Origin of the sequence: Massilia sp. UYP11, assembly GCF_050434805.1 — a bacterium.
Classification (GTDB): domain Bacteria; phylum Pseudomonadota; class Gammaproteobacteria; order Burkholderiales; family Burkholderiaceae_D; genus Telluria.
Window position 1 is genome coordinate 425,773 of the sequence record NZ_JBNDJE010000002.1, and the last position, 11,507, is coordinate 437,279.

An 11,507-nucleotide genomic window follows, 5' to 3' on the forward strand; every position below is an offset into this window, starting at 1 on the left:
CCGCGCCTAAGACGCCGCGCCCGCCAGCAACTCGATCAGCACGCCGGGCGCCACCGGCTTGACCAGGTAGCGGTCGAAGCCGGCCGCCAGCGCGCGTTCGCGGTCTTGCGGCTGGCCATAGCCCGACAGGGCGATCGTCAGGGGCCGGGTTGCGCCTGCACCCGTGCCAGCATGCGCGCCCGCACTTACTCCCGTCCCCGCGTCCGCGGCGCGCAGGCGCGCCATCAGTTCCAGGCCGTCCAGGCCCGGCAGTCCGATGTCGCACACGACCGCGTCGAACCGCCCTTCCAGCGCCAGCGCCAGCCCGGCATGGCCGTCGCCGGCGATTTCCACCGCGTGTCCTTCGACTTCGAGCAGCATGCGCAGCACGTCCGACGCGTCGGCATTGTCTTCCACGATCAGGATCCGTCGCCTGGCGCCGGCGACCGGCGCGGCGCCGTCGGCCACGCCGTCGGACGCCACCGCGCTCGACAGCGGCAGCGACACCCTGAAGGTGCTGCCCTGCCCCAGCCCGGGACTGGCGGCGGCGACGCTGCCACCGTGCATGGTGACGAGATTACGCACCACGTTCAGCCCGACCCCGAGCCCGCCCTCCGAGCGCGCCAGCGTGCGCGGCCCCTGGGTGAACAGGTCGAAGGCGCGGCCGATAGTCTCAATGGACATGCCGGCGCCGTTGTCCTCGATGGTGACCGTCACGCGGCCGTCAGGGCCGGCCTGGGCCGCGACCCCGATCCGGCCGCCGTCCTGCGTGTATTTCGAGGCATTGTTGAGCAGGTTGGTAAACACCTGGGTCAGGCGTACCCGGTCGCCATCGACCACCAGGGCATCTTCCGCCCGCGCGATCGCCAGCTCCTGGCCGCGCTCGCGCACGCGTGGCATGACTGTTTCCGCCGCATGCTCGATCAGCTCGGCCAGCCGCAGCGGCTCGATGGCGAGCGTGATCTTGCCGCTGCTGAGGCGGGCGGCGTCGAGCAGGTCGTCCAGCAGGCGCGCCATATGGCCCACCTGGCGCTGGATCACGCCGGTCAGCCGTTCCAGGGCAACGGGATTCACCGGCGCCCGTTCGAGCAGGCTGGCCGAGACGCTGATCGGCACCAGGGGATTACGCAGCTCGTGCGCCAGCATGGCGAGGAATTCGTTCTGGCGGCGGTTGGTTTCCTCGGCGTCGTCGCGCGAGGTCTGGGCGTCGACCGCGGCCAGCACCAGATGCTCGTTCGCTTCGCGCAGGCTCGCGGTCAGCGCGCGGCTGGCGACGAGATCGCCGCGCAACTGCTCCGCCTCGCGTTCCAGCGCCGCCAGGCGGAGCGCCAGGGTGCCGTCGTCGCTGCCTGGTGTCGCCGCCGTGAGATTCATTCAGGCTATCCCGCGCGCGACGGGTAAACCGTGCAGCACGCCTTCGAATTTGGTCGCTACCGGCTCGATACGGATGCCGTCGTCGCCGATGCGAAATTCGCGCAGATCGGTGCTGTGGGCGCTGCCGCGGACCTTGACCACCGAGATGAAGCGGCGGATCTGGCCTGCGCTCTCGCCGAAGCGCATCACCACGATGGCGTCGGTGAGATAGGCCACGTCGGCCTGGCTGAACCTGAGCTGGGTGAATTCGTCGTCCAGTCCCATCGTCACCAGCACGCTGACGCCGCGCTTGGCCAGCGAGGACAGCATCTGGAACACGGTCGAACGCAGCTGGTTGCGTCCTTCCGGCGCCAGGTACAGCGCCAGCTCGGACAGCGAATCGACCACCACCCGGCGCGCGCCGGTGCGGTCGATCGCCTCGTTCATCTCGTCGAGCAGCTCGTCGACCGTCAGGTCGATCTTGCGGCTTTCGACCATCTGCACGTCGCCATTGGCGACCAGCTCGGCCAGTTCGGCATTGCGCAGGCGCGATGCGCCCTTCTCGAACGAGACTGCCACGCCCTTCTCGCCCATCCGCGCGCCCGCCTGCAGGAAGCGGGTGCCGAGGATCGTCTTGCCGCAGCCGCTCGGCCCCGATACCAGCAGCGAGTGGCCTTGCGGCAGGCCGCCGTGGAGCAGGCCGTCGAGATCGGGGGTGCCGGTGGGGATGCGCGCCGGAGCGCGGTCGACCCGCGCCCCCTGGTGATGGTCGGACGCCAGCGGCGGCAGGATGCGTGGATACACGCGGATGCCGTCGTCGGTGATGCGGAAGGTGTGCGAGCCGCCCAGGTGGGCCTGGCCGCGCATCTTCACCACGCGCATCTTGCGCACTACAGAGTTATCCTCGTGCACCGGCGTCAGCGCGATCATACCGTCGGCCACCGTCATGATCGGGCTGGCTTCGGCGTCGCCGTGCAGGTATTCGCCGATCAGGAAGGTGGTCGCCTGCCAGCTGGTCATGCGGGTGCCGAGTTCCTGGATGAAGTGCTGCAGATCGGCCACGCCCTCGATGCCGGCGCGCGCGGTCTGCGCCACCGAGCGGAAGGAATCGACGAACACCAGGCTGGGCGAGAAATCCTCGACCTCCTTCATCAGGCGCGTCAGCACGCCGCTGAAATCGCCCGCGCGCAGGTTTTCGGCCAGGTTGACATAGCGCACGCAGTTGCCGACCATGTCCATGTCAAAGAAGCTGTACTGTTGCTGGTAACGCAGCATCTTGAGGGGCGGTTCGCCCAGCACCGTGAAGAACAGGGCGCGGCGCTCGTTGCTTGCCAGCGAAAACATGATCTGATGGGCCAGCGTGGTCTTGCCCGATCCCGGCGGCCCGGCGATCAGGTTGAAGGAAAACTCGCTCAGCCCTCCCCCCAGGAGAACATCGAGCCCCGGCACGCCAGTGCTCAGCTTTCCAAGGGATACTTTATCGCTCATTACTTGTGCTCCTGTGCATTCTTCTCTTCCCCGTCCCGCGCGGCGGCATCGAGCAGGCGTCGTGCGAGAGCCTGGCCGATAAGTGACGCCAGCAACTCGGTAAACGTCTGGAGCAGTGCCGCATGCGCGGCCTTTGCGTGGTCGGGTGCCACGCTGGCGAGCAGCTCGTCCAGCGCGGTGATTTGGGAGTCGCGGGTCTTGCATGGCGACGTTTCCGCCAGCCAAATAAATTCGGGACCGACAAGACGGCATGCCCGTCCATACAGCGCGCAAAAGCCGTTGTCACCGATGAGCGGACCCAACTGGTCGGCCAGGCGCCGCCAGGATTGGATGAGCTGGATATGCTCTTCAGAACGCCCGGGGCCGCCCTTACTCGTCATCATGTCTAGGTCGAATAGCAATTGCTGCCGTTATCTTCATGAAAGGTCCATGCACACGATCGCGTGGAATCGTCGTGCGCTCGCCCGGCGATAGGTTGACGAACATTATATCTTGGCTTCCTGCCATTTCCTGACCTTCCGGCGATTAAAATTGCGCGGCGCCATGGGTCAGCACAGGTATTTACGGCGCGAAACATGCGGTAGGCATGTGCCTGTTTCCCCGCTAAGATGTGTATCGCCGAGCAATCATGCTCATTATTAATCAGGGGATCAATGAAAATATGCAAGCTGGGCGCCGCCGTCTCGACGGCCGCCGTCGTGATGGGTCTGGCATCTGCGCCGGCGGCCGTGGCCGCCACGAACGCACCTGCGGTCGCGGTGAAAGCGACCGCGACCGCCGCAGACGCACGGTTCAAGGACATCTACACCAGGGAGTGGAAGTGGCGCATCGCCGAGCGCCTGGCGCGCGACGAAAACGCGCCCGACGCACGCCCGGGTTATGCGCGGGTCGACGCCGCGGCCCAGGAAGGGCGCCGCGTCTACTGGGCCGGCATCCTGAAGGAACTCGATGCGATTTCGCCAGGCGCGCTCTCCCCCGCCGAACGCATCAATTTCGCCGTCTACCGCGCCCAGATCGCCGCCCTGCATGACGCCCAGCGCTTCCGCGAGTACGAGCAGCCGGTCAACGCCGACACCGCATTCTGGTCCGACGTCGCCTATGCCGCGCGCCGCCCGCTCAAGAGCGCCGACGACTACCGCAATTACCTGGCGCTGCTCGAAGGCCTGCCCGCCTATTTCGACCAGGAGCTGGACAATATGCGCGCCGGCCTGGCGCGCGGCTTCACGCCGCCCAAGGTCACCCTGGCCGGCCGCGAAGGCACCCTGAGCTCGGTGACCGGGGCGAAGACGCCGCAGGACGTCGTGTTCTACAACCCGTTCAGGCAGATGCCGTCGTCGATGCCGGCCGCCGAGCAGGCGGCGCTGCGCGCGCAGGCGGTGGCCCTCATCCAGAACAGGATACAGCCGGCCTATGCCAAGGCGCTGGCCTACTTCCGCGACGAGTACGTGCCGAAGGCGCGCACCACGCTGGCGGCCCAGGACATGCCGGGCGGGAAGGAATACTACCAGTCGAAGATCGTGGAATTCACCACGACCGACCTGACCGCCGACCAGATCCACGCGATCGGCCTGGCCGAGATGGCCAAGATCCGCGCCGAGATGCACGACGTGATGAAGCAGGTCGGCTTCAAGGGCGACTTGCAGGCCTTCCTGCAGTTCCTGCGCACCGATCCGCAGTTCTATGCGAAGACGCCGCAAGAGCTGCTCAAGAGCGCGGCCTGGACCTCCAAGAAGTTCGACGCCAAGGCCGACCAGTTCTTCGGCCACCTGCCACGCCGCCGCTTCGCGATCGTGCCGGTGCCCGACGACCAGGCGCCGTTCTGGACCGCCGGTCGCGGCGGTCCCGGCACCTATTGGGTCAATACCTATAACCTTCCGGCCCGGCCCCTGTACAGCCTGCCGGCCCTGACCCTGCACGAGTCGGCGCCGGGCCACGCGTTCCAGATTCCGCTGGCGCAGGAACAGAAAGGCGTGCCGCCGTTCCGCCGCGCCTACATCTCGGCCTATGGCGAAGGCTGGGCGCTGTACACCGAGCGCCTGGGCACCGAGATGGACATCTACGAAACCCCGTACGAAGTGTTCGGCATGCTGAGCTACCAGGCCTGGCGCGCTTCGCGCCTGGTGGTCGACACGGGCGTGCACGCCAAGGGCTGGACGCGGGAGCAGGCCCAGGACTACCTGCTGCAGAACACCGCGCTGTCGAAGCACGAGGTGGAGACTGAAGTCGACCGCTACATCTCGTGGCCGGGGCAGGCGCTATCCTACTATCTTGGCCAGATGGCGATCCAGGAAGCGCGCGCGCGCGCCGAGAAGGCGCTGGGGCCGAAGTTCGACATCCGCCACTTCCACGACACCGTGCTGCACGTGGGTTCGGTGCCGCTGCCGGTGCTGCAGCAGCGGATCGACCAGTTTATCGCGGAGGGCGGGCCGAGTCCGTACCCGAAGGAAAGCTGATCACTCGCCGACGCAGGGGCCGCAGCGCGCGGCCCCTCTTATTTGTCGAACAGCTTGAATTTCAGCTGGAACGAAATGCCGCCATACAGGCGGTCCTTGTAGTTCGGGATGATCCCGACGTTCACGCCGACCCGCTGATACTCATAGGTCAGGGTCGGGATCGCGCCCGGGAACCAGCCGCCGTCGCGCGTCTTCGGGTAACCATCGAAGGCGGCCAGCGCCAGCCCCACGCGCACCGGGCCGACCGCATACGGCTGCCAGATCACGCCCGCGTAGTTCGACCAGGCGCGGTCGCTGTTGTAGAAGCGGCCTGCGGTGGCCGTCATCGTGCCCTTGAAGCGGTACTCGAGCGCCAGGCCCTTGTTGTTGCCGTTCAGGTCCTTGTCGCTGTCGAAATGCGCGGTGTAAAAGCCGGTGTCGACCCACAGCTGGCGCGTGGGCGACGGGTCGATCTTCGTGAAGAAGTCAGCGGCCGACGCCGCCGGCGCGGCCAGGCAGGCGCACGCAGCGGCCAGGAAGAAGAAAGCGCGGCTCAATCGTCGGCTCCGGGGTCGAGTTGGGGGAACATCACTTCGGTGAAGCCGAAGCGGGAAAAGTCGCGGATCCGCATCGGGTACAGGATCCCCAGCAGGTGATCCACTTCGTGCTGCACCACGCGCGCATGGAAGCCTTCGGCGTCCACCACGATGCGCTTGCCGAACTGGTCGAACCCTTCGTAATGCAGGCGCGTATGACGCGGCACGCTGCCGCGCAGGCCGGGCACCGACAGGCAGCCCTCGAAGCCTTCTTCCATCTGGTCCGACAGCGGCGTGAGCACGGGGTTGATCAGGACCGTCTCGGGCACCGGCGGCGCATCGGGATAGCGCTGGTTGCTGCCAAAGCCGAAGATCACCAGTTGCAGGTCGACGCCGATCTGCGGCGCGGCCAGGCCAGCGCCGTTGGCGGCATGCATGGTCTCGAACATGTCGGCGACCAGCGCATGCAGCTCGGGCGTATCGAACCGCGTCACCGGCTGCGCGACGCGCAGCAGGCGCGGGTCGCCCATTTTCAGGATCGCGCGCACCGTCATGCCGGGCCTCTTCCTTCGAGCAGGCCGGCCAGCGAGGCGCGAAAACCATCGGCCGTCTCCGGGTGCTTGAGGCCGATCGCGGCGGTGGCCTGCAGATAGCCCAGCTTGGAGCCGCAATCGTAGCGCTGGCCGGCGTAGCGGTAGGCCAGCACGCGCTCGTCGCGCATCAGGGCCGCGATGCCGTCGGTGAGCTGGATCTCGCCGCCGGCGCCCTTGCCGATGTTTTCCAGGTAGTCGAAGATCGAGGGCGACAAGACGTAGCGGCCGACCACGGCCAGGGTCGACGGCGCGTCCGCGGGCTGCGGCTTTTCGACGATGTTCGAGACCAGCTCCAGGCCGGTGCGGTAGCACGCGCTGCTCACGATGCCGTACTGGCGGGTGTGCTCGCGCGGCACGTCCTGCACCGCCAGGATGCTGCTGCGCTCATAGGCGTAGACGTCGGCCATCTGGGCCAGCACCGGTTTCTGACCGTCGGCGGTGTCCATGAAGTCGTCCGCCAGCAGCACGGCGAACGGTTCATTGCCCACCACCGGGCGCGCGCACAGCACCGCATGACCCAGGCCCAGGGGCGAGGACTGGCGGATGTAGATGCAGTTGACGTTCTTCGGGATCACGCCGCGCACGGTCTCGAGCAGGGCCTGCTTGCCGGCCGCCTCGAGTTCGGATTCGAGCTCGTAGGCCTTGTCGAAATGGTCTTCGATGGCGCGCTTGTTGCGGCCCGTGATGAAGATCAGCTCAGTGATGCCGGCGGCCACCGCTTCTTCGACCGCATACTGGATCAGCGGCTTGTCGACGATCGGCAGCATCTCTTTCGGCTGCGCCTTGGTCGCCGGCAGGAAGCGGCTGCCCAGGCCGGCGACGGGGAATACGGCTTTGCGGATCAGGTTCATGGTTTCTTGTTGACGGTTCGGTTATGGTCCGAGGAGCGCCAGCAGCGCCGCCTCGTCCAGGATCGTGACGCCCAGCTCCTCGGCCTTGGCCAGCTTGCTGCCGGCGTCCGCGCCGGCCACCACGTAGGAGGTCTTCTTCGACACCGAGCCCGACACCTTGCCGCCGGCCTGCTCGATCAGCGCGCCGGCGGCGTCGCGGCTCATGGTCGGCAAGGTGCCGGTCAGGACGAAGGTCTTGCCGGCCAGCGGCCCCTCGGGCGCGGCGGCAGCTTCGGGCAGGGATTCCAGCAGCGAACGCCGCAGGGCCGCCAGCGACTGCACCCGTTCCCGGTTCTCGCGCACCGCCATCCATTCCTCGAGCGCGGCCGCGACCGTTGCCGGCAGGCCGAAGATGCCGAAGTCGGTGCGAACGCCGATGTCTTCCAGACCCTGGCCGGCGCCCACCACCTGGCGCGCGCGCGGCTCGGTCAGTTTCGGGATGTCGAGCGCGGCCAGCAGCTTGATCTCGTCGAGCTTTTCGCGCAGCTGCGCCTTCGGCGGATGCTCGTCGCGCGGACCCACGCCGGCCGTGAGCAATGCATCGAGGGCGATCTGATTCTTTTCTTCGGCAAAGAATTCGGCGATCGACTCGGCCACCGTGCCGCCGATGTCGGGCAGCACGCGCAGCAGCGCGGCCGGCGCGCGCCGCACCAGCGAGAGGCTCCCGAGCCAGTCGGCCAGCGTCTTGGCGGTCGACTCGCCCACGTGGCGGATGCCGAGCGCGAACAGCAGGCGCTCGAGCGGCGGCTGCCTGCTGGCGGCGATCGCGGCGAGCAGGTTGTCGGCCCACTTGGTCGCGACCTTGCCCTGCTTCACAGTCTCCGGTGTCGTGCCGTCGCGCTCGTCCGCCAGGCGCTTCATCTTGAGCAGGTCGTCGAGCGTGAGCTTGTAGAGATCCGCCACGCCCTCCACCAGCTTTGCCTCGACCAGGCTGTCGATGTAGCGGTCGCCCAGGCCCTCGATGTCCATCATGCGCCGGCCGGCGAAGTGGCGGATCGCTTCCTTGCGCTGGGCCGCGCAGGTCAGGCCGCCGGAGCAGCGCGCGATCGCTTCGTCCGCCTCGCGCACCACGTGCGAACCGCACACCGGGCACTGCTTCGGCAATTCATAGATTGGCGGTTCCGGGCTCAAGCGGCGCTCCAGCACCACCGCCAGCACCTCGGGGATGACGTCGCCGGCGCGGCGCACGATCACGGTGTCGCCCACGCGCACGTCCTTGCGCCGCACTTCGTCTTCGTTGTGCAGGGTCGCGTTGGTGACGGTCACGCCGCCCACCGAGACCGGCACCAGGCGCGCCACCGGCGTGATGGCGCCGGTGCGGCCGACCTGCACCTCGATTGCCTGGACCATGGTCAGCGCTTCCTCGGCCGGGAATTTATGGGCCAGCGCGAAGCGCGGCGCGCGCGAGACGAAGCCCAGCGCGCGCTGGTCCTCGATGCGGTCGACCTTGTACACCACGCCGTCGATCTCGTAAGGCAGCGCCTTGCGGCGTTCGCCGACGTCGCGGTAGAAGTCGAGCAGGCCGTCGCGGCCCGCGACCACCTTGCGTTCCTTCGCGACCGGCAGCCCGAGCGCTTCGAACCAGTCGAGCAGGCCCGAATGGGTGGCGGGCAAGTCAGCGCCCTCCACCTGACCCACGCCATAGGCGAAGAAGCGCAGCCTGCGCTCACTGGTGATGCGCGCGTCGAGCTGGCGCAGGCTGCCGGCGGCGGCATTGCGCGGATTGGCGAATTCCTTCTGGCCGGCGGCGCGCTGGCGCTCGTTCAGGGCCTCGAAGTCGCGCTTGAACATCAGCACTTCGCCGCGCACCTCGAGCACCGCCGGCAGGTCGGCGCCGTGCAGCCGCATCGGGATCACGCGCACGGTGCGGATATTGGCGGTGACGTCCTCGCCCGTGTAGCCGTCGCCGCGGGTCGCCGCCTGCACCAGGCGTCCATCCTCGTAGCGCAGGCTGATCGCCAGCCCATCGAACTTGAGCTCGGCGTTGTAGACGACCTCGCGCACTTCCAGCCCTTCGCGCGCCTTGCGGTCGAAGTTATCGATGTCCTCGATGGTAAAGCCGTTGTTCAGCGACAGCATCGGCACCGCATGGGTGACCTGGCCGAATTCCGGAATCGGGGCGTCGCCCACGCGCCGGGTCGGCGAATCGGGGTCGACGCTTTCCGGGTGCTGCGCTTCCAGCGCCACCAGCTCGTGGTACAGCTTGTCGTACTCGGCGTCGGGAATCGTCGGCGCGTCCAGCACATGGTAGTTGTAGCTGGCGCGGTTCAGCTCCGCGACCAGCCAGCGCATGCGTTCAATGCTGCGCTCGCGCTCGTTCTGTTGCACTTGCTCGGTCACCGCACGTCCTCAGCTGAACAGGCGCAGCGCGCGGGTCGAGCCGGCCGGAATGTCGGCCGCGTCCATCTCCTGGTAGAACTCGCCCACCTGGGCCTTGATCTCGTCCAGCGCCTCGTCCACCAGCGGCTGGTCGAAATCGTCGACGATGGTCGCGTCCAGGCGCTGGGTCAGGCCGCGCGCCGTATCGACCATGCGGCCGAAGCCGTCGCGCGCGGGGGCGACGCACGGCACGTCCAGCAACAGGGTCAGGCGCGAGGTGGTGTCGGCGCCCAGGGTGACGTTGGTCGACAGCGTGAACAGCACGGCGCCTGCCGCGCCTTCCTTGTCGGGCATCGCGAACCTGCCGTCCGGGCGCACGTCGAAGCCCGCGTTCTCGAGGGCGCCGATCAGGGTCGGCATCGCCCACGGCGCGCCATTCGCGGCCAGGTTCACGCCCAGCTGGGCGTCGTGGCCGGCCACGAAGCGGTGCAGGATGCGCGCCTCGGCCATCACCTCGATCATGTCCGGCACTTCCGGCTCGGCCCCGATCTCGTCGGCCACCGCGCGCAGGCGGGTGACCAGTTCGGAGTATTCGAGTTCGTTCAGCGCCGTGGTGCGGGTCGCCATCTGCACGCCCGCCTGCAGCTTGGTGTACACGCCGCCGTGCACGATCGGCTCCCATTCGCCGCTGACGGCAAATCCGATGTAGTGGATCGGCTTGTTGCCGACGCGGCGCAGCGTCTGCAGGGTCGGCAGGATCTTGTCGCCGCGCACAGGCGTTTCGAGCGAGAGGGGAATCAGGCAGTCGATCAGCGGATCGACCAGGCATTCGGCCAGCTCGGCCGGCGGCATGCCGGGGCGGGTGCCGGGCAGCGAAGCGGCCACCGCATCCTGGGCAGCGCTGGCGCCGGTGGCGCGGTAGCTGGCGGCGGGGGCGCCGGCGCTCGGGGCGACCGGCGCTGCCTGGGCCGGGGCCGGGGCGGCGGCCGGCGCCGGCGTCGCGAGCTGCGGCTCGGGCTTGACGTCGGCCGGCGCGAAGGCGGCGGCGTCGAGCACGGGTTCCTTGGCAAGCAGCGGCGCCTTGTCGTCGAGATCGGCCTCGAACACCGGCTCGTGGCGGTCCACGGCCGGGGCCTGCTCGCCGTCGCGCATCAGGACGTCGTCGTGGTCGGAGGCGAAGGCGCGTTCGACGCTCTTCCTGGCCTTGTATTCCTGCCACTTGTTGTAGGTGATGACGCCGACGACGAAGACGCCCCCGGCTGCGATCAGGCTCATTTGGAATTCAGTCATGCTGCTTGTGCCTCAATAGCGAAATTCGCGCCGAATCCGCCAGCCTTGCGGGCTGCGCGGTCCTGTTGTTCTGCGAAATGGTTAATTCGATCGAAATGCATCCGTGCAGGCGCTCTCCCCACGGAAATTCGTGCAATCATACCAACTCCCCCGCGCGGACGCCATCGCTAGCCGGCGCGCCGGCACGATCTTGATGCCGGCGCCGGCGCGCCCGGGGCGCGGCAGGCCGATCTGCGAAATGGCGTTCGTGATCGCGCGAAAGCGCGCCTCGCTCCCGGCCTGCGGCGACGCGGCCACGCCCGGCACGCCCGGCACGCCGACCATGGCGCCATCGGACTCGCGTAGCGGCGACAGGGAGAGCTTGACGGGTGCGGGGTGTTCGAGCCCGGCGCCGGCCTGGGCCAGGCTGCCGTCGAGGATGCGCGCGGCCAGCTCCCGGATGGCGGCGCCTTCCAGCAGCGCCGCGAAGGCCGGATTGGCTGCGGCCATGGCGCCGTCGCCGCGCACGATGCACATCGGCGCCGGCGACGCGCCGATCAGCCGCATGCGCTGCGCGAGCGCCGGCGCTTCCGATGGCATCTGCGGGGCAAACTGCGATGTTCTAGGGTAGTCGGTCATTGCAAGCAT

The 11,507-nt window shown here is 68.1% G+C and carries 10 protein-coding genes; 1 reads left to right on the plus strand and 9 read right to left on the minus strand.

Going from position 1 to position 11,507, the window contains the following annotated elements; genetic code table 11:
- Positions 1 to 6 precede the first annotated feature (6 nt).
- Genes ABIB38_RS05380 through ABIB38_RS05390 form a run of 3 tightly spaced genes read right to left on the minus strand, consistent with a single transcriptional unit; the run spans position 7 to position 3,203 of the window.
- Positions 7 to 1,353, minus strand: a complete 1,347-nt coding sequence (locus ABIB38_RS05380) for a hybrid sensor histidine kinase/response regulator (protein ID WP_429202407.1) — start codon at positions 1,351 to 1,353, stop codon at positions 7 to 9.
- Complete coding sequence (locus tag ABIB38_RS05385; RefSeq protein ID WP_429202409.1) at positions 1,354 to 2,820, minus strand: RAD55 family ATPase; 1,467 nt, start codon at positions 2,818 to 2,820, stop codon at positions 1,354 to 1,356.
- A complete protein-coding gene (locus tag ABIB38_RS05390) occupies positions 2,820 to 3,203 on the minus strand; it encodes a hypothetical protein (protein ID WP_429202411.1) in 384 nt (127 codons plus the stop codon). Before ABIB38_RS05390 ends, ABIB38_RS05385 begins: the two co-directional genes overlap by 1 nt.
- A 270-nt stretch (positions 3,204 to 3,473) precedes the next feature.
- On the opposite strand from ABIB38_RS05390, the gene ABIB38_RS05395 reads away from it, so the two are divergent.
- Complete coding sequence (locus ABIB38_RS05395; protein ID WP_429202412.1) at positions 3,474 to 5,273, plus strand: DUF885 domain-containing protein; 1,800 nt, start codon at positions 3,474 to 3,476, stop codon at positions 5,271 to 5,273.
- A 38-nt stretch (positions 5,274 to 5,311) separates the two neighbouring features.
- Here ABIB38_RS05395 and ABIB38_RS05400 read toward each other — a convergent pair whose 3' ends face one another.
- The 6 genes from ABIB38_RS05400 to ABIB38_RS05425 all read right to left on the minus strand — a co-directional run bounded on the left by ABIB38_RS05400 (position 5,312) and on the right by ABIB38_RS05425 (position 11,498).
- The gene (locus ABIB38_RS05400; RefSeq protein WP_429202414.1) at positions 5,312 to 5,809 is read right to left on the minus strand and encodes a hypothetical protein; all 498 of its coding nucleotides are present in this window, start codon (positions 5,807 to 5,809) and stop codon (positions 5,312 to 5,314) included.
- Positions 5,806 to 6,342 carry a peptide deformylase gene (gene def, locus ABIB38_RS05405; protein ID WP_429202416.1) on the minus strand — a complete coding sequence of 179 codons (537 nt, stop codon included), beginning with the start codon at positions 6,340 to 6,342 and terminating at the stop codon, positions 5,806 to 5,808. Before def ends, ABIB38_RS05400 begins: the two co-directional genes overlap by 4 nt.
- Positions 6,339 to 7,232: a UTP--glucose-1-phosphate uridylyltransferase GalU gene (galU, locus tag ABIB38_RS05410; RefSeq protein WP_429202418.1), complete on the minus strand. Its 894-nt coding sequence runs from the start codon at positions 7,230 to 7,232 to the stop codon at positions 6,339 to 6,341. The genes def and galU overlap by 4 nt, the downstream gene beginning before the upstream one ends.
- Positions 7,233 to 7,253: 21 nt before the next feature.
- Positions 7,254 to 9,563 (minus strand): NAD-dependent DNA ligase LigA, encoded by a 2,310-nt coding sequence (ligA, locus tag ABIB38_RS05415; RefSeq protein WP_429202840.1) that lies wholly within the window; start codon positions 9,561 to 9,563, stop codon positions 7,254 to 7,256.
- Between the two features lie 57 nt (positions 9,564 to 9,620).
- Positions 9,621 to 10,880 carry a cell division protein ZipA C-terminal FtsZ-binding domain-containing protein gene (locus ABIB38_RS05420; RefSeq protein ID WP_429202420.1) on the minus strand — a complete coding sequence of 420 codons (1,260 nt, stop codon included), beginning with the start codon at positions 10,878 to 10,880 and terminating at the stop codon, positions 9,621 to 9,623.
- Between the two features lie 81 nt (positions 10,881 to 10,961).
- Positions 10,962 to 11,498 (minus strand): hypothetical protein, encoded by a 537-nt coding sequence (locus ABIB38_RS05425; RefSeq protein WP_429202421.1) that lies wholly within the window; start codon positions 11,496 to 11,498, stop codon positions 10,962 to 10,964.
- Positions 11,499 to 11,507: the final 9 nt, after the last annotated feature.